Annotated in this window: 26 protein-coding genes and 3 tRNA genes; 13 read left to right on the top strand and 16 right to left on the bottom strand. The window is 53.7% G+C overall.

Going from position 1 to position 24,900, the window contains the following annotated elements:
- Positions 1–10 precede the first annotated feature (10 nt).
- Complete coding sequence (locus M495_RS10625) at positions 11–415, bottom strand: hypothetical protein (RefSeq protein WP_041415357.1); 405 nt, start codon at positions 413–415, stop codon at positions 11–13.
- Between the two features lie 555 nt (positions 416–970).
- Between M495_RS10625 and sufA the strand changes: the two genes are divergently transcribed.
- The 7 genes from sufA to M495_RS10660 all read left to right on the top strand — a co-directional run bounded on the left by sufA (position 971) and on the right by M495_RS10660 (position 7,938).
- The gene (gene sufA / locus M495_RS10630; RefSeq protein ID WP_020826654.1) at positions 971–1,342 is read left to right on the top strand and encodes a Fe-S cluster assembly scaffold SufA; all 372 of its coding nucleotides are present in this window, start codon (positions 971–973) and stop codon (positions 1,340–1,342) included.
- A 14-nt stretch (positions 1,343–1,356) separates the two neighbouring features.
- On the top strand, positions 1,357–2,853 hold the full coding sequence (sufB, locus tag M495_RS10635) for a Fe-S cluster assembly protein SufB (protein ID WP_041414521.1): 1,497 nt from the start codon (positions 1,357–1,359) through the stop codon (positions 2,851–2,853).
- A gap of 42 nt (positions 2,854–2,895) precedes the next feature.
- Positions 2,896–3,642 carry a Fe-S cluster assembly ATPase SufC gene (gene sufC / locus M495_RS10640; RefSeq protein ID WP_020826656.1) on the top strand — a complete coding sequence of 249 codons (747 nt, stop codon included), beginning with the start codon at positions 2,896–2,898 and terminating at the stop codon, positions 3,640–3,642.
- Entirely contained in the window at positions 3,617–4,909 is a 1,293-nt protein-coding gene (gene sufD / locus M495_RS10645) for a Fe-S cluster assembly protein SufD (protein ID WP_020826657.1), read from the top strand. The genes sufC and sufD overlap by 26 nt, the downstream gene beginning before the upstream one ends.
- On the top strand, positions 4,906–6,126 hold the full coding sequence (sufS, locus tag M495_RS10650; RefSeq protein ID WP_020826658.1) for a cysteine desulfurase SufS: 1,221 nt from the start codon (positions 4,906–4,908) through the stop codon (positions 6,124–6,126). The genes sufD and sufS overlap by 4 nt, the downstream gene beginning before the upstream one ends.
- Before the next feature lie 93 nt (positions 6,127–6,219).
- The gene (gene sufE / locus M495_RS10655; protein WP_020826659.1) at positions 6,220–6,633 is read left to right on the top strand and encodes a cysteine desulfuration protein SufE; all 414 of its coding nucleotides are present in this window, start codon (positions 6,220–6,222) and stop codon (positions 6,631–6,633) included.
- 291 nt (positions 6,634–6,924) lie between these two features.
- Positions 6,925–7,938: a L,D-transpeptidase family protein gene (locus tag M495_RS10660; protein ID WP_020826660.1), complete on the top strand. Its 1,014-nt coding sequence runs from the start codon at positions 6,925–6,927 to the stop codon at positions 7,936–7,938.
- A gap of 142 nt (positions 7,939–8,080) precedes the next feature.
- On the opposite strand, the gene M495_RS10665 is transcribed toward M495_RS10660, so the two are convergent.
- The 7 genes from M495_RS10665 to M495_RS10695 form a co-directional block, all read right to left on the bottom strand.
- Positions 8,081–8,317 (bottom strand): major outer membrane lipoprotein, encoded by a 237-nt coding sequence (locus tag M495_RS10665; protein WP_004943717.1) that lies wholly within the window; start codon positions 8,315–8,317, stop codon positions 8,081–8,083.
- A gap of 308 nt (positions 8,318–8,625) precedes the next feature.
- Positions 8,626–10,038, bottom strand: a complete 1,413-nt coding sequence (gene pykF, locus M495_RS10670) for a pyruvate kinase PykF (protein WP_020826661.1) — start codon at positions 10,036–10,038, stop codon at positions 8,626–8,628.
- Between the two features lie 404 nt (positions 10,039–10,442).
- Positions 10,443–10,748 (bottom strand): cupin domain-containing protein, encoded by a 306-nt coding sequence (locus M495_RS10675; protein ID WP_020826662.1) that lies wholly within the window; start codon positions 10,746–10,748, stop codon positions 10,443–10,445.
- Positions 10,749–10,871: 123 nt separating this feature from the next.
- Positions 10,872–10,948, bottom strand: a tRNA-Val gene (locus tag M495_RS10680).
- A gap of 20 nt (positions 10,949–10,968) precedes the next feature.
- Positions 10,969–11,045 (bottom strand) — tRNA-Val (locus M495_RS10685).
- A gap of 20 nt (positions 11,046–11,065) precedes the next feature.
- Positions 11,066–11,142 (bottom strand) — tRNA-Val (locus M495_RS10690).
- Positions 11,143–11,331: 189 nt separating this feature from the next.
- Positions 11,332–12,708 carry an MATE family efflux transporter gene (locus M495_RS10695; protein WP_020826663.1) on the bottom strand — a complete coding sequence of 459 codons (1,377 nt, stop codon included), beginning with the start codon at positions 12,706–12,708 and terminating at the stop codon, positions 11,332–11,334.
- Positions 12,709–12,950: 242 nt separating this feature from the next.
- Here M495_RS10695 and M495_RS10700 point away from each other — a divergent pair, with 242 nt between their 5' ends.
- Complete coding sequence (locus M495_RS10700) at positions 12,951–13,601, top strand: riboflavin synthase (RefSeq protein WP_020826664.1); 651 nt, start codon at positions 12,951–12,953, stop codon at positions 13,599–13,601.
- A gap of 29 nt (positions 13,602–13,630) precedes the next feature.
- Positions 13,631–13,927, top strand: a complete 297-nt coding sequence (locus M495_RS10705) for an I78 family peptidase inhibitor (protein WP_020826665.1) — start codon at positions 13,631–13,633, stop codon at positions 13,925–13,927.
- A gap of 65 nt (positions 13,928–13,992) precedes the next feature.
- On the opposite strand, the gene cfa is transcribed toward M495_RS10705, so the two are convergent.
- On the bottom strand, positions 13,993–15,144 hold the full coding sequence (cfa, locus tag M495_RS10710; RefSeq protein WP_020826666.1) for a cyclopropane fatty acyl phospholipid synthase: 1,152 nt from the start codon (positions 15,142–15,144) through the stop codon (positions 13,993–13,995).
- Positions 15,145–15,484: 340 nt separating this feature from the next.
- On the bottom strand, positions 15,485–16,696 hold the full coding sequence (gene punC / locus M495_RS10715; RefSeq protein WP_020826667.1) for a purine nucleoside transporter PunC: 1,212 nt from the start codon (positions 16,694–16,696) through the stop codon (positions 15,485–15,487).
- 123 nt (positions 16,697–16,819) lie between these two features.
- Here punC and punR point away from each other — a divergent pair, with 123 nt between their 5' ends.
- Entirely contained in the window at positions 16,820–17,728 is a 909-nt protein-coding gene (gene punR, locus M495_RS10720) for a DNA-binding transcriptional activator PunR (RefSeq protein WP_020826668.1), read from the top strand.
- A gap of 34 nt (positions 17,729–17,762) precedes the next feature.
- Here the strand turns inward: punR and purR are convergent, their stop codons facing one another.
- Entirely contained in the window at positions 17,763–18,788 is a 1,026-nt protein-coding gene (gene purR, locus M495_RS10725) for an HTH-type transcriptional repressor PurR (RefSeq protein WP_020826669.1), read from the bottom strand.
- Between the two features lie 323 nt (positions 18,789–19,111).
- Here purR and cydH point away from each other — a divergent pair, with 323 nt between their 5' ends.
- Positions 19,112–19,201: a cytochrome bd-I oxidase subunit CydH gene (cydH, locus tag M495_RS25565; protein WP_020826670.1), complete on the top strand. Its 90-nt coding sequence runs from the start codon at positions 19,112–19,114 to the stop codon at positions 19,199–19,201.
- A 54-nt stretch (positions 19,202–19,255) separates the two neighbouring features.
- Here cydH and sodB read toward each other — a convergent pair whose 3' ends face one another.
- Together sodB and M495_RS10735 are read right to left on the bottom strand one after the other, a co-directional pair.
- Positions 19,256–19,834, bottom strand: a complete 579-nt coding sequence (gene sodB / locus M495_RS10730) for a superoxide dismutase [Fe] (protein ID WP_020826671.1) — start codon at positions 19,832–19,834, stop codon at positions 19,256–19,258.
- Positions 19,835–20,028: 194 nt separating this feature from the next.
- Positions 20,029–20,847 (bottom strand): C40 family peptidase, encoded by an 819-nt coding sequence (locus M495_RS10735; protein WP_020826672.1) that lies wholly within the window; start codon positions 20,845–20,847, stop codon positions 20,029–20,031.
- 415 nt (positions 20,848–21,262) lie between these two features.
- On the opposite strand from M495_RS10735, the gene M495_RS10740 reads away from it, so the two are divergent.
- Positions 21,263–21,610 (top strand): Grx4 family monothiol glutaredoxin, encoded by a 348-nt coding sequence (locus tag M495_RS10740; RefSeq protein ID WP_020826673.1) that lies wholly within the window; start codon positions 21,263–21,265, stop codon positions 21,608–21,610.
- 70 nt (positions 21,611–21,680) lie between these two features.
- Here M495_RS10740 and rnt read toward each other — a convergent pair whose 3' ends face one another.
- Together rnt and gloA are read right to left on the bottom strand one after the other, a co-directional pair.
- On the bottom strand, positions 21,681–22,361 hold the full coding sequence (gene rnt, locus M495_RS10745; protein WP_020826674.1) for a ribonuclease T: 681 nt from the start codon (positions 22,359–22,361) through the stop codon (positions 21,681–21,683).
- Positions 22,362–22,440: 79 nt separating this feature from the next.
- Positions 22,441–22,848, bottom strand: coding sequence for a lactoylglutathione lyase (gloA, locus tag M495_RS10750; protein WP_041414525.1), 408 nt, complete (start codon positions 22,846–22,848; stop codon positions 22,441–22,443).
- A 325-nt stretch (positions 22,849–23,173) separates the two neighbouring features.
- Between gloA and idi the strand changes: the two genes are divergently transcribed.
- Positions 23,174–23,713, top strand: a complete 540-nt coding sequence (gene idi, locus M495_RS10755; RefSeq protein ID WP_020826676.1) for an isopentenyl-diphosphate Delta-isomerase — start codon at positions 23,174–23,176, stop codon at positions 23,711–23,713.
- Between the two features lie 80 nt (positions 23,714–23,793).
- Here the strand turns inward: idi and nemA are convergent, their stop codons facing one another.
- Positions 23,794–24,891 carry an alkene reductase gene (nemA, locus tag M495_RS10760; protein ID WP_020826677.1) on the bottom strand — a complete coding sequence of 366 codons (1,098 nt, stop codon included), beginning with the start codon at positions 24,889–24,891 and terminating at the stop codon, positions 23,794–23,796.
- Positions 24,892–24,900 lie beyond the last annotated feature (9 nt).

A 24,900-nucleotide genomic window follows, 5' to 3' on the forward strand; every position in this document is an offset into this window, starting at 1 on the left:
GTCGGCGGGGTTACAGCTGAAACGGCACCCGCTTGACGAAGTCCTTCTGGAAGGCGTTCGCTTTCTCCCAGGTGCCTTCCATCGCGTATTTCTGGCAGATCAGGGTCAGGGTATGGCGGGCAAAATGGTAGCTCTGAACCCGAAACAGCTGGCAGCGCTGCGGATTGTTGATTTCCACGATCAGCCGATTATGCAGCTTGCTCAACGCGTGCAGATAGCTTTCATCATCGCCGTTTTCCAGGCACAGATTGGCCATGTTGAGGCTGACGTTGTTGTAGCGTTTCAGGTGGTTGATATTGCACTCCGGCCGCTTGAGCGACGCTTCTGCCATGTAGAAATCTACCGTGGCGTCACGCACGCTGAACTTATAGTCATCAATTTTGCCCAGCAGCCACGCATTCATCGAGATATTCATTTGCCCGCGCTCAATTTGTAATTGAATGATAATCATTATCATATTTACTGGCGCGTTTACGATCAATCATTCTGTTGAAATTTTTATCGCGGCAGGGGGATGCATTGAGCGCACGGCGACCCAATATGGTCAGTAACGACTAAACTTTAGTCATAGAGCGTGCGAATTGTCTGCCTGCAGTGAAGCGCGAAAGAGTGGGAAAAGTCCCTTATTGTCGATAAACGCATTTTTAAGACAGACAAAATTCAGAAATAGGTATTTTCTATGAATGTTTAAAGCAAAATAAAAATCCGGATCTGTAAAGCGTTCGAGCCAATAGGCAAGCACGAAGGTAGTACAGGATGTGCTGTAAATTCATAGGGATAAATTGATCCCCTTGCCGACCTGCAGCGATTGTGTCGCTGACTGTCCCGCGCGCTTGCCGCATGCCGAAACGAAAATCCGGGTTTTTGGCGGATACCCCCGCAAAACAAACGGTTGAAGTGATAATTGTTATCACTAACATAGTAGCAACCCAGATTGGCTGTGGAAAAACACGAGTGTGAGGTAGGCCATATGCAAACGGAAAATGTCGGCACCTTTTCTCTGGACGAAAATGTCTGGCAAGGCATTTTGCTCAGTGATAATGCCGTACAACAAATTACTAAATTAATGCAGCAGGATCCGCAGGTGAAGGGGCTGCAGCTCGGGGTGAAGCAGTCAGGCTGCGCCGGGTTTGCCTATGTGCTGGATCTCACCCGTGAACCCGCTGACGACGACCTGCTGTTTGAGCGCGATGGCGCCAAACTGTATGTGCCGTTAAAAGCCATGCCGTTTATCGATGGCACCACGGTGGATTTTGTCCGTGAAGGGCTGAATCAGATATTCAAATTTAATAACCCTAAAGCTCAGCATGCCTGCGGGTGCGGCGAGAGTTTTGGCGTTTGAGCGATGCAATCAACATGACACGAAGCAATGTAGAAATGCCTAATGAAGTGCAGGCTTGGGTCAGCGAAGGTCGCTATAAAGAAGGCTTTTTTACCCAACTGGCTACCGACGAGTTAGCGAAAGGCATCAACGAAGACGTGGTGCGCGCTATCTCGGCCAAGCGTAACGAACCTGAGTGGATGCTGGAGTTCCGCCTGGAGGCTTACCGTGCCTGGCTGCAAATGGAAGAGCCACACTGGCTGAAAGCCAACTACGACCGGCTGAATTACCAGGACTACAGCTATTATTCGGCGCCGTCCTGCGGCAGTTGTGATGACGCCTGCGGCTCGCAGCCCGGCGCAGAACAGCAACCCGGCGCGGTCACGGACAACAATTACCTGACCAGCGAGGTTGAACTGGCGTTTAACCAGCTCGGCGTGCCGGTGCGAGAAGGCAGTGAAGTGGCGGTGGACGCGATCTTTGACTCCGTCTCGGTCTCCACCACCTATCGCGAGAAGTTGGCCGAGAGCGGGGTGATTTTCTGTTCTTTCGGCGAGGCGATCCACGAATACCCGGATCTGGTACGCAAATACCTCGGCCGCGTCGTACCCTCAAACGACAACTTCTTCGCCGCGCTGAACGCCGCGGTGGCCTCTGACGGGACCTTCGTCTATGTGCCGAAGGGCGTACGCTGCCCCATGGAACTGTCGACCTATTTCCGTATTAACGCCGCCAAAACCGGGCAGTTCGAACGCACCATCCTGATCGCCGACGAAGGCAGCTATGTCAGCTACATCGAAGGCTGCTCGGCTCCGGTACGCGACAGCTATCAGCTGCATGCGGCGGTGGTGGAAGTGATCCTGCACAAAGACGCCGAAGTGAAATACTCGACCGTACAGAACTGGTTCTCCGGCGGTGACAGCAAGGGCGGGATCCTGAACTTTGTCACCAAGCGCGCACTGTGCGAAGGCGCCGGGTCGAAAATGTCCTGGACCCAGTCGGAAACCGGCTCGGCCATCACCTGGAAATACCCGAGCGTGATCCTGCAGGGCGACAACTCTATCGGTGAATTCTTCTCTGTGGCGCTGACCAGCGGCCATCAGCAGGCGGACACCGGCACCAAGATGATCCACATCGGCAAGAACACCCGTTCAACCATCATCGCCAAAGGCATCTCTGCCGGGCACAGCGAGAACACCTATCGCGGCCTGGTGAAGATCCTGCCGGGGGCGGAAAACGCCCGTAACTTTACCCAGTGCGACTCGATGCTGATCGGGCCGGACAGTGGCGCCCATACGTTCCCTTATGTTGAGGCGCGTAACAACAGCGCGCAGCTGGAGCATGAAGCCACCACCTCAAAAATTGGCGATGACCAACTGTTCTACTGCCTGCAACGTGGCATCAGTGAAGACAATGCCATTTCGATGATCGTCAACGGATTCTGTAAGGACGTGTTCTCTGAGCTGCCGCTGGAGTTCGCCGTCGAGGCGCAGAAGTTATTGGCCATCAGCCTGGAACACAGCGTGGGCTAATCGCCGGATTTACAGCGCGAAAGCGCGACCTAAGGACACTGCATGTTAAGTATCAAGAATTTAAAAGTCAGCGCGGAAGGCAACGAGATCCTCAAGGGTCTGGACCTGGAGATCAAACCCGGTGAAGTGCATGCCATCATGGGGCCGAACGGCTCGGGCAAAAGCACGCTTTCGGCGACCCTCGCAGGACGCGAAGAGTATGAAGTCACTGAGGGCGAAGTGACCTTTAAAGGTAAGGACCTGCTCGAGTTGGATCCGGAAGACCGTGCCGGCGAAGGCGTGTTTCTGGCGTTCCAGTATCCGGTGGAAATTCCCGGCGTCAGCAACCATTTTTTCCTGCAGACGTCCGTGAATGCGGTGCGAAAATACCGCCAGCAGGAGGCGCTCGATCGCTTCGATTTCGCTGATTTTATCGAAGAGAAGATTGAACTGCTGAACATGCCGCCCGATCTGCTGACCCGTTCGGTCAACGTCGGTTTCTCCGGTGGGGAGAAAAAGCGTAATGATATTCTGCAGATGGCGGCGTTGGAGCCGGATCTGTGCATTCTGGATGAAACCGACTCCGGTTTGGATATCGATGCGCTGAAGATCGTCGCCAACGGCGTTAACTCGCTGCGCGACGGCAAGCGCTCGTTCATTATCGTCACGCACTACCAGCGTATTCTGGATTACATCAAACCGGATTACGTTCATGTTCTTTCCCAGGGGCGTATCGTCAAATCTGGCGACTTCTCCCTGGTGAAACAGTTGGAGGAGCAGGGCTATGGCTGGCTTACCGACGAACAATAACTCACGCGCGCTGCAGCAGCTTTACAGCCTGTTCGAAGAGCGCGGCGGCGAGCATTCCGCGCATGCGCTGGCGCACTGGCAGCAGGCTTTACGCCTGGGCTGGCCGACCCGCAAGCATGAGAACTGGAAATACACGCCGCTGGAAGGCCTGCTGGAGCAGCAGTTCCTGGAGCCGGCTATAGAGCAGGTGACCACGGCGCAGGTGGATGCACTGGCGTTGGCTATCGATGCATATCGGTTAGTGTTTATCGACGGCCGTTTCAGTGCGGCGCTGAGCGATGGCGAACTGGGCGATTATCAGTTTGACGTTGCCTCCTACGGCACGCCACAGGCGCTGCCTGAGCCCATTCAGCCTGAAATTTTTCTGCACCTGACCGAAAGCCTGGCGCAGGAAACCAGCATTATCCGCGTAGCGGCCGGTAAAAGCGCGTCACGCCCTTTGTACCTGTTGCATATCAGCAGCGGACGCGGTGCTGCAGGCGAAGTGAATACGGTACATCACCGCCATCATCTTGAGATTGGGCGCAGCGCCCAGGCCGAAGTGATTGAGCATTACGTCAGTTTGAATGATGCCGCGCATTTCACCGGCGCACGCCTGACCGCCAATGTGGCTGACAATGCCCAACTGCATCACTGCAAACTGGCGTTTGAAAGCCAGCCAAGTTACCACTTTGCCCATAACGATTTGGTGATTGGCCGCGACGCGCAGGTGAAGAGTGACAGCTTCCTGCTCGGTGCGGGCCTGACGCGCCACAACACCAGCGCGCAGCTTAACGGTGAAGGATCTAATTTGGCGATCAACAGCCTGGTGCTGCCGGTCGGCAAAGAGGTGTGCGATACCCGAACTTACCTGGAACACAACAAGGGTTACTGCGAAAGCCGCCAATTGCACAAAGTGGTGGTTAGCGACCGCGCCAAGGCCGTGTTCAATGGCATGATCAAAGTGGCCAAGCACGCGATAAAAACCGATGGGCAGATGACCAACCACAATCTGCTGTTGGGCAAAGTGGCTGAGGTCGATACCAAACCGCAGCTGGAAATCTATGCCGATGACGTGAAGTGTAGCCATGGCGCCACCGTCGGGCGTATCGATGAAGAGCAGCTGTTCTATCTGCAATCACGGGGCATCGACAAGCACGCTGCGCAGCAGATGATTATTTTTGCCTTTGCCGCTGAGCTGACTGAGGGGATCGGTAACGAAACCATTCGTGAATCGGTGCTGGCGCGCATTGCACGGCGCTTGCCGGAGCCGGGGGAGGCCGCATGAGTTTTCCCATCGAACGGGTACGCGGCGATTTCCCGATCCTGTCGCGTGAGGTCAACGGCCAGCCTCTGGCTTACCTCGACAGCGCGGCCAGTGCGCAAAAGCCGCAGGCGGTAATCGATCGCGAGCTGGATTTTTATCGTCACGGTTATGCGGCGGTGCATCGCGGCATCCACACCATGAGCGCCGAGGCGACTCAGGAAATGGAAGCGGTGCGTGAAAAGGTGGCGGCGTTTATCAATGCCGGCTCGGCGGAAGAGATCGTATTCGTTAAAGGCACTACCGAAGGCATCAATCTGGTGGCCAACAGCTTTGGTCGCCACTTCCTGCAGCCCGGTGACAGCATCATCATCACCGAGATGGAGCACCATGCCAACATCGTGCCCTGGCAGATGCTGGCGCAAGAGCGTGGGCTGAACCTGCGCGTCTGGCCGCTACAGCAAGATGGTACGTTGGATGTGGCGCAGCTGCCTGGATTGATCGATGCCACCACCAAACTGCTGGCGTTGACTCAGGTTTCCAACGTGTTGGGCACGGTCAATCCGGTGCAGGAAATTACGGCGCAGGCCAAAGCTGCCGGTCTGAAGGTGCTGATTGACGGTGCGCAGGCGGTCATGCACCAACGGGTTGATGTGCAAGCGCTGGATTGTGATTTCTACGTGTTTTCCGGTCACAAGCTGTATGGGCCTTCCGGTATTGGCGTTCTCTACGGTCGTCAGGCGCTGTTGCAGCAAATGCCACCGTGGGAAGGCGGCGGCTCAATGATTCAGCAGGTGAGCCTGACTCTAGGCACCACCTATGCCGAGCCACCGTGGCGTTTTGAAGCCGGTTCCCCCAATACTGCAGGCATGATGGGACTGGGGGCGGCGATTGACTACGTGAACGCGCTGGGGCTGGAGGCGATTGCTGATTATGAGCATTCGCTGATGCATTATGCGCTCGAAGCGCTGCAGCAGGTACCGACGCTGAAGATCTATGGTCCGGCGGATCGCGCTGGGGTGATCGCCTTTAATCTGGGCGAACACCATGCCTATGACGTCGGCAGCTTCCTGGATCAGTACGGCATCGCTATTCGCACCGGGCATCATTGCGCGATGCCGCTGATGGCGTTCTATAATGTGCCGAGCATGTGCCGCGCCTCGTTGGCGTTGTACAACACCCGCGAAGAAGTTGACCGGCTGGTGGCCGGGTTGCAGCGAATTCAAAAACTGCTGGGATAGGGTAGACTGTCGGGCTTGGCGCTATTGGCTGAGCGCCGGTGGCCAGTGACATGGGGTCGGCATGCCGGCCCCTGAATTATTGAAAGGAACCTCATGGCGAACTTGCCGGATAAAGAAAAGTTGGTGCGTAATTTTTCCCGTTGCCTGAACTGGGAAGACAAGTACCTGTATGTCATCGAACTGGGCGCGAAGCTGCCGGCGCTTGACGATAGCGAACGTCAGGCGGGCAATCTGATTTCCGGTTGTCAGAGCCAGGTGTGGATTGTGATGCGGCTCGATGAACAAGGACAGGTCGAGTTTCACGGGGATAGCGACGCGGCTATCGTCAAAGGGCTGCTGGCGGTGGTGTTTATTCTTTATCACCAAATGACGCCGCAGCAGATTGTCGAGCTGGACGTGCGGCCGTTTTTCGCCGAACTGGCGTTGAGTCAGCACCTGACGCCTTCCCGTTCTCAGGGGCTGGAAGCCATGATCCGCGCAATCCGCAGTCAGGCCGCCAAACTCTGATATTCCTAAGGCTCATTGATAAGGCGTTTATATTTGCTATGTCAATGAGTCTTTACAAAACCCGCCCAACCCTGCCATTCACCCCGCAAATCAGTGACATATCAGCAGCTTATCCCTTGACGTTATACTGACAAATGGAGAAAGCGATTACGTTATAACATGTTGATTTTTAGAGGACTTATTGCCTTTGACGTCAGCATTGCTAGTATTAATCAGGTCTTGTCTGATTTACCGGTCACCAAGTGCCAGATAGCCTTGTGGCCGAACCGTAATAAGCATATAGGGATGATAATGAAACGTGCGTTGAGTTTAATGGGCATGCTATTTGCCACCGTACTGACCGGCACACAAGCCGCCAGCGCGAGCGAATACCCGCTGCCGCCGCCGGACAGCCGTCTGATTGGCGAGAACACCACCTATACCGTACCGAACGATGGGCGTCCGCTGGAGGCGATTGCTGCCGACTATAAAATTGGTCTGCTGGGCATGCTTGAGGCCAACCCGGGTACCGATCCCTTCCTGCCCAAGCCGGGTTCGGTGTTGACCATCCCGACCCAAATGCTGTTGCCGGACACCAAGCGTGAGGGGATTGTCGTCAACCTGGCCGAACTGCGTCTGTATTACTACCCGAAAGGCGAGAACAAGGTCATCGTTTATCCTATCGGTATCGGCCAGACCGGGATGCACACTCCGCTGCAGGTGACCTCCGTAAGCCAAAAAATCCCGAACCCGACCTGGACGCCGACCGCCAATATCCGCAAGCGCTATCTGGAGAAAGGCGTGAAGCTGCCGGGCGTGGTGCCGGCCGGTCCTGAAAACCCAATGGGCTTGTTCGCTATGCGTCTGGCTATGGGGCACGGTGAGTATCTGATCCACGGCACCAACGCCAACTTCGGTATCGGCATGCGCGTCAGCTCTGGCTGTATCCGTCTGCGCCCAACCGATATCGAGGCGTTGTTCAACATGGTACCGCGCGGTACCCGTGTTCAGGTCATTAACGATCCGGTGAAAATCTCGGTTGAACCGGACGGCAAACGTTACGTAGAAGTGCATCAGCCGCTGTCGAGAGTTGAAAGCGACGATCCGCAGACCATGCCGATTACGTTGTCCAAAGCCGAGAAGGCTTTTGTCGGCGATGCACAGACCGATAAGGCCGTGTTCGATAGCGCGGTTGTACGCCGCTCTGGCATGCCGGTGCTGGTTAACGTGGGGCAGAACCCCTCTGACGTCAGTTTAACGCCTGTAGCCTCGCAGGAAGCGAATAAGGGCCCGTTCAAGGGTGCACCTATCAGTTCGGTGAATTAAAAAGTAGCCGTAGCGGTCAATACCGATGGGTTCAGCGTGCTGAGCCCTTTTTTTTCGCCTAAAGACGGAAGGGAGGAAATGCGGAAATGACAGGCAAAAAAACGGCGCACAATGTGCGCCGTTTTCAATAACCGAAGCTATCTTACTTTTTGTAAGCGTGAGCTTGGTTGTCCAGGCGCTGGTTAGCACGTGCTGCGTCGTCTTTAGCTGCTTGAACGTCAGAACGGATTGCGTTCACGTCGTTGCTCAGCTGGTCAACTTTAGCGTTCAGAGTCTGAACGTCAGAAGACAGTTGATCGATTTTAGCATTGCTAGAGCAGCCTGCCAGCAGAGTGGAACCCAGGATTACCGCGCCCAGTACCAGTTTAGTACGATTCATTATAACACCCTCTAGATTGAGTTAATCTCCATGTAGCGTTACAAGTATTACACAAACTTTTTTCGAAAGAGAATAATTTTTTTGTATTGGAGTGCTTTATTTTGATCGTTCGCTCAAACTTACAGCTTCTTTTGAAAAATAGTTAAAAAATGTAGGGAAAACAGCTGGATTCCATGGGACAACTCCGATTTATAATTAGCTAAATAATGAGCAATCCACGGTTGCGTTTTTGAGAAAACAGTTTACCAGTGCTAAAAAAAACGCCGCTAAGCGGCGTTTTCATCAAAATAATTATGTCACGTTTTATATTAAAGCACGTGAACCGAGGCAGTATTGGTTGTGCCGCTCGGAACCAGAGCACCGGAAACCATCACCACAACGTCGCCTTTTTGTGCCAGGCCACTGGCCAGCGCCGCTTCTTTACCGATGCGATAGAAGTCGTCGGTAGAGGCAATTTCCTTGACCATCTGTGGGATCACGCCTTTGCTCAGAATCAGCTGATGCGCGGTGACTTCATTGGTGGTCAGCGCCAGGATCACGGCGTTAGGGAAATATTTACGCACGGATTTGGCTGATTTGCCGCCGCTGGTGGCAACCACGATCAGTGGCGCATCCAGTTTCTCTGCGGTTTCAACGGCGCCGCGGCATACGGCTTCGGTGATGCGGAGCTTGCGGTTGTCATTCAGGCTGTCGATACGGCTTGGCATCACGCGGTCAGTGCGCTCACAGATGGTCGCCATGATGGTAACGGCTTCAAGCGGGTACTTACCCTTGGCGCTTTCGCCTGACAGCATCACTGCGTCGGTACCGTCCAGAATGGCGTTGGCAACGTCGCCGGCTTCTGCGCGGGTAGGGCGTGGGTTCTTGATCATGGAATCGAGCATTTGGGTGGCGGTGATCACCACTTTACGTGCGCGGTTACATTTTTCGATCATCATCTTCTGCGCGAAGATCACTTCTTCTACCGGGATTTCTACGCCCAGATCGCCACGAGCGACCATGATGCCGTCAGAAGCTTCGAGGATTTCGTCGAAGTTGTTCAGGCCTTCCTGGTTTTCGATTTTGGAGATGATCTGGATCTGCTCGCCGCCGTGGGCTTTCAGGTGCTCACGAATTTCCAGCACGTCGGAACGCTTACGGATAAAGGAAGCGGCAACAAAGTCCACACCCTGTTCGCAGCCGAAGATCAGGTCGCGTTTGTCTTTTTCAGCCAATGCCGGCAACTGGATGGAAACGCCCGGCAGGTTAACGCCTTTGTTTTCGCCCAGGTCACCGCTGTTAAGCACCTTACAAACCACTTCGTTTTCGGTCACGTTGGTGACTTCCATGCCGATCAGGCCGTCGTCCACCAGTACGGTGTTGCCGATTTTCAGATCTGCGCTAAAGCCGGCGTAGGTTACTGCAACGCGTTCGTTGTTGCCGATAACGCTCTGATCGGTGGTGAAAGTAAAGGTCTGGCCGGCAACCAGAGAGGCATCTTTGCCGCCTTCCAGTTTCATGGTGCGGATTTCCGGGCCTTTGGTATCCAACAGGATACCGGCGTTCTGACCGGTTTTCGCCATCACGGCGCGCATGTTCTTGATGCGGTTGCCGTGCTCTTCGTAATCGCCGTGGGAGAAGTTAAGGCGCATTACGTTCATGCCAGCGTTCAGCAGGTTGGTCAGCATTTCTTCCGATTCGGTTTTTGGACCGATGGTACAAACAATTTTGGTCTTTTTCATGACGGAGTTTTCTACAAGTTGTGATGGATAATAAAACGAATAAAACCAGCGGTCAGGCCACTGATAAGGGATTTGAGTCGTGCCTGGTGGTGCAAAACATAGTTAAGGATAGGTGACCGGAGTCGAAATGGGGCGGAAAAATTCAGCCCGCGCCGGGATGCGGGGATGCTGCGCAACGTGATGAGATGAAAATGTGTTGTTATTGCGTTTTCGCAGATCAAGGGCTGAAACCATTCAACTGAAAGACGTTGCGCATTATAAAGGCTAAGCGGCGGGAAACAAAATAAAAAACCGGTGCTAACGCTCGGATCCGGCAAATCAGCAGCAAATGTGGCGCAAATGCAAACTGACAGCTGCAGTTTGTTGCGCAAATAACCTTAGTGTAAACATGTCATTGGCCGATTTTAGCCGGATACGATAATTTCCAGCAGCGTACCGGCCGACAGGCAGAAGCAGCCGCTGGCAATGTTAGCGGGGATGGCGATAGTTTCACCGGCCACGATCACCTGGGTATCATTGCCGACGGTGAATTCAAACTCACCGGAAACCACCCGCGTCTGCAGAGCGTAAGCCCGCTTTTGCAGTTGACCGAAGGTTCCTGCGTCGAACTTTACTTCCGTGGCGCTGGTGCCGTCGCTCATTACCCCTTGCCTGCGGGTAAGACCGGTGTCCAGTTTTTCAAACGCAGTCTCTGCGGTAAATTTCAGCATGGGATCTGTCCTGATAGGGTATTGGCCTTGATGATACCTGATGTGGTTTGCGGTAGCAGGAGCAAAGTTTTAAAGCTTGAGGAACTGTCGGGTCGAAAGGGGGGAGCTGCGGATATTATGATTTGGTGCGTCCGAGTGGACTCGAACCACCGACCCCCACCATGTCAAGGTGGTGCTCTAACCAACTGAGCTACGGACGCACTGCACTGCTTTAGAATTTTGGTGCGTCCGAGTGGACTCGAACCACCGACCCCCACCATGTCAAGGTGGTGCTCTAACCAACTGAGCTACGGACGCACTGTACTGCTTTAGGAATTTGGTGCGTCCGAGTGGACTCGAACCACCGACCCCCACCATGTCAAGGTGGTGCTCTAACCAACTGAGCTACGGACGCATCTTTTCCTGTCTGTCATGGCTGACAGCGGGGACGAATATTAACGAGCTACCCGCGCGCTGGCAAGGAGAAAAACGTAATTTTATCCGGTATTTCACGCGATTGCTGCGCTTGTGTGCAGTGCGGCGGTTTTTTCTGCAATCCATGCTGCTGAAGCCACCGGTCGGCGTAACCGACCGGTGGTGATAGTTAGCGGGTAGAGCGCTGCAGGATCAGTGCCGCAGGCTGTTTTTGCAGCCAACGCATACGCAAGGCCATCATGATGGCGGCGAAGGTCAGCCCGATAATAAACCCAATCCAGAAGCCGCTAGGCCCCATCGCCGGGACGACAATGTCGGTCAACGCCAGCAGATACCCGCTCGGCAGACCCAGCATCCAATAGGCGATAAAGGTGATGAAGAAGATCGAGCGGGTATCTTTATAGCCGCGCAGCACACCGCTGCCAATTACCTGAATAGAATCGGAAATCTGGTAAATAGCTGCCAACAGCATCAGCTGTGATGCCATGGCCACTACCGCCGGGCTGTCGTTGTACAGCAGGGCGATTTGCTCGCGGAAGGTGGCGGTAAACAGCGCGGTGCAGCAGGCCATCAGAATACCGACGCCGATAGCCGAATAAGCGGCAATCCGCGCGCCTTCGACCGATCCTTCACCCAATCGATAGCCAACGCGAATAGTCGCGCTGACGCCCAACGACATAGGCAACACAAACATCAGCGCGCTAAAGTTCAGGGCAATCTGATGCCCGGCCACCGAAACGATGCCCAATGGAGAGACCAGCAGAGCGACGACGGCGAACAGCGTGACCTCGAAGAACAGCGCCAGCGCGACCGGCAGACCGATGCCGAACAGGCGTTTTATTGCTGGCCAGTCGGGCCGCGGGCTGCTGCCTTCGTGCGGCAAAATATCGCGCTGCGACGGGGCGCGCTTCACGTACCAACGCATCGCCAGGAACATAAACCAGTAAACGCTGCCGGTTGCCACGCCGCAACCTACGCCACCCAATTCCGGCATGCCGAATTTACCGTAGATAAAGATGTAGTTGATCGGGATATTCACCAGCAGGCCGAGAAAGCCAATCACCATGCCCGGCTTGGTTTTCGACAGCCCTTCGCATTGGCCGCGCAGTACCTGGAAGAACAGATAGCCCGGCGCGCCCCACATGATGGCGTGCAGATAGCCCACGGCTTTATCCGCCAATTGCGGGTCGATATTGTGCATCAAGTCGATGACGAACTTGCTGTTATACAGCACGATAATCACCAGCAACGAGACCGCCCCCGCCAGCCAGAACCCCTGACGCACCTGATGAGCAATACGATCTCGTCGGCCCGCGCCGTTGAGCTGGGCGATGACCGGTGTCAGCGCCAACAACAGGCCGTGCCCGAACAAAATGGCAGGCAGCCAAATAGAGGTACCGACGGCAACCGCCGCCATATCTGTGGCGCTGTACGCACCGGCCATAATGGTGTCTACCACACCCATTGCGGTTTGTGATATTTGCGCGATGATTACCGGGATTGCGAGGGCCAATAAACTACGCGCTTCAATGAAGTACTTCTGCACGCATACACCTTTTCTATTTATTTATGATGGAGGGGAGGGTCGTCGCGAAAGGACAACAATTAAAAATAGCGGAATTTTGTCAAAAAGATTGTACCCGCTCGGCGAGGTTAAGCAAATGCTGTGATGAAATAGTTATTAAATGCGCAGGCACAGACTTTTTGTCGCCACGGGTTTGGTTTTCCTCGCCAACTGGGGCAAACTGCCCCAAGCGCTTTAAACATTTTCAGAAAGAAGAGGCTCACATGTTCACCGGTATCGTACAAGGCACCGCGCCGCTGGTCGCCATTGATGAAAAATCCAACTTCCGTACCCACGTCATAGAAATGCCTACCGAGCTGCTGCCTGGATTGGAGCTCGGTGCGTCTGTGGCGCATAACGGCTGCTGCCTGACCGTCACGGCGGTAGAAGGTAACCGCGTCAGTTTTGATTTGATCAAAGAAACGCTGCGCCTGACCAACCTTGGTGAACTGGCGCTGGGCGATGTGGTTAACATCGAAAGGGCGGCCAAGTTTAATGATGAGATTGGCGGTCACCTGATGTCCGGCCATATTATCTGCACGGCGGAAGTTGCCAAGATTTATACCTCCGAGAATAATCGTCAGGTATGGTTACGTATGCCGAATGCGGAACTGATGAAATATGTTCTGCACAAAGGTTTTATTGGTATTGACGGAATTAGCCTGACCATCGGTGAAGTGGTGAATAACCGTTTTTGCGTGCATCTGATCCCGGAAACGCTGGAACGTACCACGCTGGGCAAAAAACGCCTGGGTGATAAGGTGAATATTGAGATCGACCCGCAAACGCAGGCGGTGGTAGACACCGTTGAACGGGTGTTGGCAAGCCGCGAAGCGGCAATGGCGGCGGCGAGTGCGCTGGCGCAGAAGATCTGACAAACGACCCACCAGAGAGGAGCAATCGCGTGAAGTTTTATGGGAAAACGTTGATGTTAACGGCGCTGCTGGCGCTGAGTGCTTGTAGCAGTTCGCCGGACCAGGGCGCAGCCAACCCGACAGTGGATGCCGATAGCGACACCTGTGGTGCGGCGCAATACCAGAATTATGTCGGTAAACCGATGTCTTCGCTGGAAGGCGTACGAATTGAGTCGCAGGTACGTGCGATTCCGTATAACTCAGCGGTCACGATGGACTTCAACCTGCGCCGCCTGAATTTCCTGGGCGACAGCGAGGATAAAATCATCCGTGTTTATTGCGGCTGATGCTTTTGCAGGTCATGTATAAGAATAACCCCGGTTAATTGGCCGGGGTTTTTTATTGTGCGTATTTAGCGCGTCACGCGGATACCGCCTTCTACGCCTTTCGGGCTGAAGACGACCTGCCAGAGTTGAATGTCACGGGCGCGAAATGCTCCAGCGCAGGCGTTCAGGTAATAACTGAACATGCGTTCGAAACGATCCGAATAACGTTGGGCCAACTGCGGCCATGCCTGTTTGAATTTTTCGTACCACGCCATCAAGGTGCGATCGTAGTCAGCGCCAATATTGTGCCAATCTTCCATCACAAAATGCCCTTCGCTGGCCTGGGCAATATGGGTAACCGACGGCAGGCAGCCATTCGGGAAGATATATTTGTTGATCCACGGGTCAACATTCATATCTGTCCGATTCGAACCAATGGTATGCAGCAGGAATAGGCCGTCCGGTTTTAAATTACGTTCCACCACGTTGAAGTAGGTGCGGTAATTTTTCGGACCGACGTGCTCAAACATACCGACGGAAACAATACGGTCAAATTGCAGATGCAAATCACGGTAATCCTGCAGCAGGATCTCGACATCCAGCCCGGCACAGCGCTCCTGTGCCAGCTTTTGCTGCTCGGCAGAAATGGTCACGCCCACCACCGAAACGCCATAGTTTTTCGCCGCATAGGCAGAAAGCCCGCCCCAGCCACAGCCGATATCCAGCAAATTCATACCCGGCTGCAGCTGCAGCTTTTCGCAAATCATCCGTAATTTGGCTTCCTGCGCTTCTTCCAGCGTGGTCGCCTCTTTCCAGTAGGCGCAGGAATACTGCATATAAGGATCCAGCATCAGGGTAAAGAGATCGTTCCCCAGATCGTAATGTTCTTTGCCGACTATCCAGGCGCGTTTCTTAGATTGCAGATTGGTTAATCGCGCGGCGGCAATTCGCAGGGTATCTTTGAGGTGGCGGGGCAATTTCTTTTCCAGACCGGCGCGGACCACGTGATGAAAGAATATATCCAGCCGTTCGCATTCCCACCAGCCGTCCATATAGCTTTCGCCCAGGCCGAGAGAACCCTCCTGCAGCACACGTTTAAAAAAATTAGGATTTTTAACCTGAATATCGAAAGGGCGCGAGCCGTTTATTTCAATACCGGCCATGCTGAGCATTTCATGAGCGATACGGTACCATTGGTTGTCCTGGATGCTCACATCTTCTATACACGATGAACTCATAGCTTCTCCATCACCTTCTTCTGACTTATGACCCGTCAAAAAATAGCTTAGACAAATTCTGCGGGTGCATACGTTTACCTACGGTAAGAATCCCGTGGCGTCTGATATCCGACTATGAACAGAGGAAAATTTTAAGAAGGTTCCAGCGCAAGAAACGCGGGAAAGACAATCCTTAAAAAACTGTGACGCCATACGCGTACACAACAGTTGCTAGTGATAAAGAAATTATAAAAGTGTTATTTTTAAAGGTCGTTTTTGAGTATAGGCTTGCCGAGGCGCTTACTCAACTGTAAATCGCACTCGGCAAAAATATTCTTTAAGTAATTATTAATACTGGCAATTATGACGCGGAGTTAGCATGTTCCTGACGCGTCGCCTGTCGATCGTCCATTACCTTTCTCCGTTGCATCAGATAGCCCAACGCGGCCAATACCACCGTCGACACCATTACCGTGACCGTTGCCAACAGAGGCTGGGCGATAAAGGCCGAAACCAGCATGCTGGCGACAAAACACAGGCCTAATTGCAGGGTGTTTTGCAAGGCGGCAGCTTTACCGGTTCCCTCCGGGAACGGGGTCAACGCATTGGCTACCACGATAGGGTAAATGGCTCCGTTGACCAACGCCATCACGCAGAACGGAATTAACAACGTAGTGAGCGTGGGCTGAGTCAGGGTGGCAACCAGATATAATGCAACCATACTGACACCATAAACTACCAACAGCCAAGGCAACAAGGTGTTGCCATTCATGCGGTTCAATGCGGTACGACAGCCATAGCCCCCTAATAAGAACGCCAGCGTCTGCGGCACATAGCTCAGACCGATGTCGTTCGGGCTATACCCCATATCACCAAGAATAAACGGTGAACCGGTCAGCCAGGCGAAGAAGCCGGCAGAACAGGCGGCAAAAATCATAACGTTGCCACTGAAGATGCGTGACTTTAATAGTTGGAAGAAACTGAGCGCGCTTTTCTTATTGTCGTCGGAAGGCACGGTTTTGGCGCTTTCTTTCAGCAGCAGCGTCGGCAATAGCAGAAGCACGGTAATGCCCAGCAACACGGCGAAAATGGCGCGCCAGCCCATGTGGTTCAGCAACCAGGCACCCACCAACGGAGCCAGCGCCGGTGAAAGGGCTACCAGCGGCATAATGGTCGCGAACACGCGGTTAGCCTTGCCTTCGCGATAGCGGTCAATCACCAAGGCCTGCCAGGTAACGGCAGCGGAGCAAACCCCAATCGCCTGGATAAAGCGCAGCGACCAAAGTTGCACGGCATTTTGCACCCACAGCATGCCGAGGCAGCCGAGGGCAAACAGCGCCAGACCGATCAGCAACACCGGTTTACGGCCGAGGCGATCGGAAAGCGGGCCCCACAGCAGTTGTGCAAAGGCAAACCCGGCCAGGAAGATGCTCAGGCTGGCGCTGATTGCCCCGGCGGAAATCTGCAGATCTTGCTGCATCATGCCGAAGGCGGGCAGATACATATCGGTGGCCAGGTATCCCAGCATGCTCAGGCCGGCAAGGTAGAACATAAAACCAAAGGAATTTCGCATGGTATTTCTCGTTAATATTTTATTGTCGCAGGTTTTTAGCGCCGGCAAGTGTATCCGGCTGGATCTCTGCTTGTGAAACGGTAATATTTGCGAGGTGCTGTTAAAAAAATTGAAGGCAAAGCTATGTGGTCTGAATATTCCCTGGATGTCGTCGATGCGGTGGCCCGCACCGGCAGTTTCAGCGCCGCGGCGCACGAGCTGCATCGGGTACCGTCGGCGGTAAGTTATACGGTGAGGCAGTTGGAGCAATGGCTGGCGGTACCGCTGTTTGAGCGCCGTCATCGCGACGTGGAACTGACACCGGCTGGCGTGCTGTTTATTCAGGAAGCGCGTGGTGTCATCAAAAAAATGCTCGACACGCGCCGACAGTGCCAACAGGTCGCTAACGGCTGGCGGGGCCAATTGAAAATAGCGGTGGATATCATCGTTAAACCCCAACGCAGTCGCCAATTGGTGCTGGATTTTTACCGCCATTTCCCCGACGTCGAATTGCTGGTTCAGCCGGAGGTGTTTAATGGCGTATGGGATGCGCTGGTGGACGGTCGTGCCGATATGGCGATCGGCGCCACAAGGGCGGTGCCGGTGGGCGGCGGTTTCGCCTTTCGCGATATGGGAGATATGCGTTGGTTGTGCGTGGCCAGTCCGCATCACCCGCTGGCCGCGATAGAGGGGCTGTTGAACGACGATCAACTTCGGCCCTTTCCGTCGCTGTGCCTGGAAGATACCTCGCGCAACCTGCCCAAGCGCGTGACCTGGACGTTGGACAACCAGCGCCGCCTGGTGGTGCCGGACTGGGCTTCTGCGGTGGACTGCCTGTGTGCCGGGTTGTGCGTTGGCATGATGCCCGCGCATCAGGTATTGCCTTTGGTGCAGCGCGGGGAACTGGTGGCGCTACAGTTGCAACAGCCATTTCCCGCCAGTCCTTGTTGCCTGACCTGGCAGCAAAATACGCCGTCACCGGCTATGGCCTGGTTGCTGGATTATCTGGGAGACAGTGAAACCTTGAATCAGGAGTGGCTAAGCGAAGAATGACGCCGGAAACCGTGAGAGTTTCCGGCGCAGATAATTAGCGGCGGTAATCGATGAACGGGCCGTCAGCGACCGAACGGCGCTCAACCAGCTTGGGATGAACCTCAATCACCTGCGACTCTTCACGCTTGCTGATGATGCGATCCAGCAGCATGGTGAAGGCCATCTCGCCCAAACGCTCTTTGGGCTGATGAATGGTGGTCAGTGCCGGGGTGAAGTAGCGGGCGTTTCGTACGTTATCGTAGCCAATCACCGATATGTCTTGTGGTACGCGCAGGCCAAGTTCATCGGCGGCGCAGATCGCACCCATGGCCATGATATCGCCACCGCAGAAGACTGCGGTAGGACGTTGTTTCTGCGACAGTATCTGATGCATGGCCTTGTAACCAGATTCCGGCTCAAAGTCGCCCTGAACAATCCACTCTTCACGCACGTCGATATTGGCTTCTTCCATGGCTTTTAAAAAGCCCTGATGGCGGCCGCCGCCGGTATTACGCGCCAGTTGGCCCGGAATGGCCCCGATATCGCGGTGGCCGCGTTCAATCAGGTAGCGCCCGGCCAGATAGCCGCCTTCGAAGGCGTTATCGATAATGGTGTCGGTAAAGTCACCGCGTGCGGCGCCCCAATCCATGACGACCATCGGGATATTGCGATAATCTTCCAGCATGCCCAGCAGTTGGTCCGGGTATTCCGAACACATGACTAACAGGCCATCGACGCGCTTTTGCGCCAACATCGCCAGATAGGCGCGTTGTTTGTCCAGATTGTTATGTGAGTTGCACAGGATCAGCGTATAGCCTTTGCTGTAGCAGCTGTTTTCCACCGCCTCGATCACTTCGGCAAAGTAGGGTGCTTCGCTCGATGTGGCCAGCAGACCAATAGATTTGGTGTGATTGACCTTGAGGCTGCGCGCCACGGCGCTGGGTGAATAGTGCAGCTCTTTGATCGCGGCGCCAACGGCCGCTTTTGTTTCTTCGGCGACGAAACGAGTCTTATTGATGACGTGCGAAACGGTGGTGGTGGAAACGCCAGCGCGTTTGGCCACATCTTTAATCGTTGCCATGTAAAGAATGACTCCTGAACTCACATGTTGCAGTATGTAAGTGTGATGTTAATCGTTTGCCTGCGTAGATCCTTCTCCAAAGAAGCGAAAACTGAGTTTTTAGTGTGTTGAAGTCGTCAGCGCTTGGTCAGGAGGGGCATTTTGCCGGTACACAGTTGTGAACTGCGAATTTTGTCCCATATTGAGCAAAAGGGGAAGAGGTAATCGGTATTATAAACTGGGAAATGATAACAAGATTTTATCGGCCAACTGTGGGAAAATGGTTTAACACATTAATTGTGTGCCTTTTACCCTTGGGAAACCCAATCTGAAAAGGAGTTGTAATGGATACCGATTTGAAAATGTCACTGTTCACCACCCTGGGTGCGCTGGCTGTGATTATCGCTTTTAGCTTCACCGCAGCATTGAACTGATACTCTTCAGTCAACCAGGCGCAGTTCGCTACGCCTGGTTGTATTTTCCCCGCGTTACGCCAGATTTTCCTCCACAAATGCCCAGTTAACCAGCGCCCAGAAGTTTTCCAGGTAGGCCGGTCGTGCGTTGCGATAATCGATGTAGTAGGCGTGTTCCCAAACGTCGACGGTCAGCAACGGTTTGTCTTCACCAGTCAACGGCGTGGCCGCATTCGACGTATTAACAATCGCCAGCGAGCCATCCGGCTTTTTCACTAACCAGGTCCAGCCTGCGCCAAAGTTTTTCACCGCGGCGTCGCTGAATTGTTCCCGGAAGGCGGTAAAAGAACCAAAAGCCTGGTTGATCGCGGCAGCCAATTTGCCCTGAGGTTCCCCACCGCCCTGAGGTGACAGGCAGTGCCAATAGAAGGTGTGATTCCATACCTGAGCTGCATTGTTGAAGATGCCGCCGCTGGAAGCCTTGATGATTGCTTCAAGGGATAATCCTTCAAACTCGCTGCCTTTCAGCAAATTGTTCAGGTTGACCACATAGGCGTTGTGATGCTTGCCATAGTGGTATTCCAGGGTTTCTGCCGAAATGTGCGGTTCGAGGGCATTTTTTTCATAAGGTAGTGCGGGCAGTTCAAACGACATTGCTTCCTCCTTGTACAGTGTCAACTCGCCGCTAAAGCAACGGACCTTAAATTGACCTGTTTTTATTGTGGGTATTTAGCTTAGCAATTTTCGCGATGAAATACAGTGGGGGCTGGCTAAAGGATTGGGTGCTTTAGGGACAGTAGGAAAATCAGTCAGGGGAGAGCGGCTGGGCAAGCCAGCCGCCAAAGAAATTATCGAATGGTTTTCGGTGTTACTACACGGCGGGCGCCGATGTAATGGTTTTGCCAGTAGTCATTGTCGAGTTGGCTGATCCGAATTTCTTCACCGGTACGCGGTGACTGAATAAATTTGCCGTTGCCCAGATAAACGCCAACATGGTCTGCCACGCCGCGGTTATTAATGCGGAAGAACACCAGGTCACCGCTTTCCAGTTCGCTTCTCTTGATCGGCGCGGCGTCTCGCAGGTGATACATTTCGTTGGCGGTGCGCGGCATTTTTATTTTCACCACGTCTTTATACGCGTAGTAAATCAGGCCGCTGCAGTCGAAACCGGTTCTTGGTGAAGTACCGCCCCAGCGGTAAGGCTTGCCCATTTGGTCCATCAGTTTGGCCATCGCGGTTTGCTTGGCGTGCTGATAGCGTTTTTTGTGCGCTGGAGTCAGCTTCAACGGTTTATCATCACGCACCAGTTTTGCGGTGGCCATCCCGGCTTCGCGGTGGCGACCATAGCCTTTTTTGTAACCCTTTTTCGGCGGGGTAACTTTGATTTTGGCTATTTTCTGAGTTTTGCCTTTCGATTTGGCGCTGACGATCTTTTTAGCGGTTTTTTCCGTTTTGGCTTTGGAAACCTTGGCGGTTTTCTGCGGGGTGGTGGTTTTTGCTTTTTTGCTGGCTTTTACCGCTTTCTTTTTCTTGCGGTCATCTGGCCGGGCTTCGTTGACATGGCTTTTGCGTTGCTCGGCGGCAATACGCGCCTGTGGCGCAGCATGCGCCAGATTGAAGAATAGCTGTGTAAACAACAGCACAAAAAGCGTAAGAATTAAACGCATGTCGACGTTACCAACCTTGGCCCCGGAACAGATATCGAAAGAAGGACAGTATTCCCGAATTTCGCCATATAAAACAGCGAAGAACTCATAAATGATAATCCATATTGTGAGAAAACGTTAATGGCATTTTTTTTGCTGAAAAATCAATCCGTTGATGTATAAAAAAGCGACAATCACCGTCGGCGGGATTATTTAACGGCGCATTTTGATGGCAAAATATATTAGTGAAATGGCCAGATTAAAAATGTTATTCTGCGCATATGTTTTGACCGGAAAGGCTTTGCCGGTAAGACGCGACTGACTACGGGGAAATGCCCTTGCAAAAGATGGCGTTTTCTTGCGACTGTTCCAGCCGCTACAATGGCCGGTGTGATGCATGTTGTAGCCATAAGACTTGGCTTGAGGAAGCAATACAATGACGACGACGATTGAAAAAATTCAGCACCAGATCGCTGAGAACCCGATTCTGCTGTACATGAAAGGTTCACCGAAATTGCCAAACTGCGGTTTCTCTGCGCAAGCCGTGCAGGCGCTGTCTGCCTGTGGCGAACGCTTTGCCTACGTTGATATTCTGCAGAACCCGGACATCCGTGCCGAGTTGCCGAAATACGCCAACTGGCCGACCTTCCCACAGCTGTGGGTCGACGGTGAGCTGGTAGGCGGCTGCGATATCATCATCGAAATGTATCAGCGCGGCGAACTGCAGCAGCTGATCAAAGAAACGGCAGAGAAGTACAAACAGCAGGAAGACCAGCAGCCATAATCGGCTCGGTTTTATTGTTGGGATCCATCGGGCGGCACCAGTGAAGACTGGGCCGCCCGATTTTTTTGTCTTAGTCGGTGTTTTCGACCGCCAGTGGCCAGCCACCCAAGCGTTTCCAACGGTTGACCAGTTCACAGAACAGCAACGCGGTTTGCTCGGTGTCATACAGGGCAGAGTGTGCCTGGGAACTGTCGAACGGGATATTGGCGGCGATGCAGGCTTTGGCCAACACCGTCTGCCCCAGTACCAGCCCACTCAACGCCGCAGTATCAAAGGTGGCGAATGGATGGAAGGGGTTACGTTTCAGGCTGGCGCGCTCTGCGGCGGCCATCAGGAAGCTGTGATCAAAATTGGCATTGTGCGCCACAATGATTGCCCGGTTGCAGCCACGATCCTTAATGCCCTTGCGCACGGCTTTAAAAATAGCGTGCAACGCATCGTGCTCACTGACCGCACCGCGCAATGGGTTACTTGGGTCTATGCCGTTAAAGGCCAGCGCTTCCGGCTGCAGGTTGGCACCTTCAAAAGGCTCCACGTGGAAGTGCAGGGTCTCGTCCTGCTGCAACCAGCCGTTTTCATCCATTTTTAACGTAACGGCGGCAATTTCCAGCAGTGCGTCGGTTTTGGCATTAAATCCGGCAGTTTCTATGTCTATGACTACGGGGTAAAACCCACGAAAACGGCCACTCAGGGCGTTAAGATCACTTTTTTCGGCCATCAGTTTCTTATCTTCATCGAATGCAGCGCGCATTATGGCAAATTTTGCGCCCGGTTGCAGGCGGTTATCACGCAGATAAAAATAAGGGCGCAGGAAGCGCCCTTAATCGACCTCAGTGGCCCAGACCATGCCCAGCATGTTTGTTCTCGATCAGTTCGATCTTGTAACCGTCCGGGTCTTCAACGAAGGCAATCACCGTGGTGCCACCTTTAACCGGGCCGGCTTCGCGAGTAACCTTGCCGCCGGCGTTACGGATGCTGTCACAGGTTGCAGCGACATCGTCGACGCCCAGCGCCAAATGGCCAAACGCGCTGCCCATTTCGTAGCTGTCGGTGCCCCAGTTATAGGTCAGTTCAATCACCGCACCTTCGCTTTCATCGGTATAGCCTACAAACGCCAGCGAGTATTTGTATTCCGGGTTTTCGCTGGTACGCAGCAAGCGCATGCCTAATACCTTGGTATAAAAGTCGATGGAACGTTGCAGGTCACCGACGCGGATCATGGTATGGAGTAAGCGCATAATTCCTCTGATTGGATGTGCCGTTGCCAATGGCGGATGGATTGAAGCGAAATTCAGTATAGCGTTGCCGCATAAGGGATTTCAATGTATGCCGGGGCGGGAGCGGCAGAGTTTCTGTGACATTGTCACCTTATCAATAGCAATCGCACAGTATGTGCCCTATGGTTGATGGAAATAGGTACTATACCCCTCGCAAGGAACAGCAGGGTCGGATAGCGATCCAGACTCAGGGTGAATGGCCTCAATTTATACATTTGGATCTGGTTAATATGCTTTTTTGTTTTTACCCGTGTGGAATGATGGCTACTGCCGAAGGAGATCATTAATGGACGAAATGCTGATTCTGGTGGACGCCGAAGATAATTCCGTGGGGTCGCAAACCAAAACGCTGGTGCACCAGCAGGGATTACTGCACCGGGCGTTTTCAATTTTTATATTTAATAGCCAGGGCAGACTGCTGCTGCAACAACGGGCTTACGGTAAATACCATTCTGCCGGGTTGTGGACCAACACGTGCTGTGGTCACCCGCGCTGGGGAGAGGCGACGCAGGCAGCCGCACAGCGGCGGTTGCAGGAAGAGATGGGCTTTTGCACTGAGCTACTGCAGGTATCGAGTTTTACCTACCGCGCGGAAGTGCCAGGCGATTTAATTGAGCACGAATTCGATCATATTTACGTGGGCTTGTTTGACGGTGAACCGCAAGAGGATCCCGAAGAGGCCCACAGCTGGTTGTGGGTCGATATTCGGCAATTAGCCCAGGAGATAAAAAACGATCCTGATAAATTTACCGTTTGGTTCCGCACCATAATGAACAATATCGACGCCGCTGAGATCGAACGTTGGGGAAAGTTGGTTCCCCGTTAAATTGCCCCTGAATCGAAAAACGACAAAAGCCCGCCGGCATTCGCATACCGGCGGGCTTTCTTATCTGGTATTCCGCGTTATTACAGCGTCGGGTAGTCAGTATAACCCTCTGCACCGCCGCCATAGAAGGTGGCAGGCTGCGGCTCGTTCAACGCAGCATTCTGCTTGAAGCGCTCTACCAGATCCGGGTTGGCGATATAGCTGCGGCCGAAGGCCACCGCATCGATAAAGCCTTTATTGATCAGCTCTTCTGCTTTCTCGGCGGTATAAGCGCCGGCACCGACGATGACGCCTTTAAAGTGGGCGCGTACCGAGTCACGGAAGGCGTCGGAATAAGGCTTGCCGCCGGCCCAGTCGGGTTCGGAAATGTGCAGATAAGCGATATTGCGCTTGTTCAGCTCTTCCACCAGATACAGCGCCGCTTCTTCCTGATCTTCCCCGTTATCCAGGCCGTTGAACGGACCCAGCGGTGAAATACGGATGCCAATGTGTTCTGAACCCCATTCGGCGATGCTCGCGTCAACCACTTCCAACGTCAGGCGAGTGCGGTTTTCGATGCTGCCGCCGTATTGGTCGGTACGTTGGTTAGACGCAGGCGACATAAACTGGTGCAGCAAATAGCCGTGCGCAGCGTGCAGCTCAATAAAATCAAAGCCGGCTTCACGCGCGTTGGCGGTGGCCTGACGGAAATCGTTGATGATCCCCGGGATCTCGTCGGTTTCCAGCGCTCGTGGGGTAGAGGTCGGCACTCGTACCCAGGCTCCGGTTTCGTCACGCACGGTGGTGCGGGTGTCGGCATTGATCGCAGAAGGGGCCACCGGTGCCTGCTGGCCCGGTTGCAGGCTGTTGTGGGAAATACGGCCCACGTGCCACAGTTGAACGGCGATATGGCCATTCTTATCGTGTACAGCCTGGGTGATTTTTTTCCACGCGGCGATCTGCTCTGGAGTGTGCAGCCCCGGAGCGCCGGCATAGCCTTTCGCCTGGAAAGAAATCTGAGTGGCTTCAGTGACGATCAGGCCGGCACTGGCGCGCTGAGCATAATATTCGCCCATTAACGGAGTAGGGATATCGCCGGGCTCAATGCTGCGCAGCCGCGTCAGTGGGGCCATAAACACGCGGTTTGGCAGGGTGATAGCGCCAACCTTCAACGGGGAGAACAACTTTTCAATCTTCATAGTGCATCC

It is taken from the genome of Serratia liquefaciens ATCC 27592, assembly GCF_000422085.1.
Taxonomy (GTDB): Bacteria; Pseudomonadota; Gammaproteobacteria; order Enterobacterales; family Enterobacteriaceae; genus Serratia; species Serratia liquefaciens.

Bases quoted from the DNA above. Each gene is read 5' to 3' on its own strand.
- M495_RS10735 (WP_020826672.1), bottom strand. From the start codon at position 20,847: ATGCGTTTAATTCTTACGCTTTTTGTGCTGTTGTTTACACAGCTATTC.
- M495_RS10675 (WP_020826662.1), bottom strand. From the start codon at position 10,748: ATGCTGAAATTTACCGCAGAGACTGCGTTTGAAAAACTGGACACCGGT.
- sufC (WP_020826656.1), top strand. From the start codon at position 2,896: ATGTTAAGTATCAAGAATTTAAAAGTCAGCGCGGAAGGCAACGAGATC.
- M495_RS10625 (WP_041415357.1), bottom strand. From the start codon at position 415: ATGAATATCTCGATGAATGCGTGGCTGCTGGGCAAAATTGATGACTAT.
- sufB (WP_041414521.1), top strand. From the start codon at position 1,357: ATGACACGAAGCAATGTAGAAATGCCTAATGAAGTGCAGGCTTGGGTC.
- sufA (WP_020826654.1), top strand. From the start codon at position 971: ATGCAAACGGAAAATGTCGGCACCTTTTCTCTGGACGAAAATGTCTGG.
- punR (WP_020826668.1), top strand. From the start codon at position 16,820: ATGTGGTCTGAATATTCCCTGGATGTCGTCGATGCGGTGGCCCGCACC.
- purR (WP_020826669.1), bottom strand. From the start codon at position 18,788: ATGGCAACGATTAAAGATGTGGCCAAACGCGCTGGCGTTTCCACCACC.
- idi (WP_020826676.1), top strand. From the start codon at position 23,174: ATGGACGAAATGCTGATTCTGGTGGACGCCGAAGATAATTCCGTGGGG.
- sufE (WP_020826659.1), top strand. From the start codon at position 6,220: ATGGCGAACTTGCCGGATAAAGAAAAGTTGGTGCGTAATTTTTCCCGT.
- gloA (WP_041414525.1), bottom strand. From the start codon at position 22,848: ATGCGCTTACTCCATACCATGATCCGCGTCGGTGACCTGCAACGTTCC.
- cfa (WP_020826666.1), bottom strand. From the start codon at position 15,144: ATGAGTTCATCGTGTATAGAAGATGTGAGCATCCAGGACAACCAATGG.
- pykF (WP_020826661.1), bottom strand. From the start codon at position 10,038: ATGAAAAAGACCAAAATTGTTTGTACCATCGGTCCAAAAACCGAATCG.
- sufD (WP_020826657.1), top strand. From the start codon at position 3,617: ATGGCTGGCTTACCGACGAACAATAACTCACGCGCGCTGCAGCAGCTT.
- M495_RS10660 (WP_020826660.1), top strand. From the start codon at position 6,925: ATGAAACGTGCGTTGAGTTTAATGGGCATGCTATTTGCCACCGTACTG.
- cydH (WP_020826670.1), top strand. From the start codon at position 19,112: ATGGATACCGATTTGAAAATGTCACTGTTCACCACCCTGGGTGCGCTG.
- M495_RS10665 (WP_004943717.1), bottom strand. From the start codon at position 8,317: ATGAATCGTACTAAACTGGTACTGGGCGCGGTAATCCTGGGTTCCACT.
- punC (WP_020826667.1), bottom strand. From the start codon at position 16,696: ATGCGAAATTCCTTTGGTTTTATGTTCTACCTTGCCGGCCTGAGCATG.
- sufS (WP_020826658.1), top strand. From the start codon at position 4,906: ATGAGTTTTCCCATCGAACGGGTACGCGGCGATTTCCCGATCCTGTCG.
- rnt (WP_020826674.1), bottom strand. From the start codon at position 22,361: ATGCGCGCTGCATTCGATGAAGATAAGAAACTGATGGCCGAAAAAAGT.
- M495_RS10700 (WP_020826664.1), top strand. From the start codon at position 12,951: ATGTTCACCGGTATCGTACAAGGCACCGCGCCGCTGGTCGCCATTGAT.
- sodB (WP_020826671.1), bottom strand. From the start codon at position 19,834: ATGTCGTTTGAACTGCCCGCACTACCTTATGAAAAAAATGCCCTCGAA.
- M495_RS10740 (WP_020826673.1), top strand. From the start codon at position 21,263: ATGACGACGACGATTGAAAAAATTCAGCACCAGATCGCTGAGAACCCG.
- nemA (WP_020826677.1), bottom strand. From the start codon at position 24,891: ATGAAGATTGAAAAGTTGTTCTCCCCGTTGAAGGTTGGCGCTATCACC.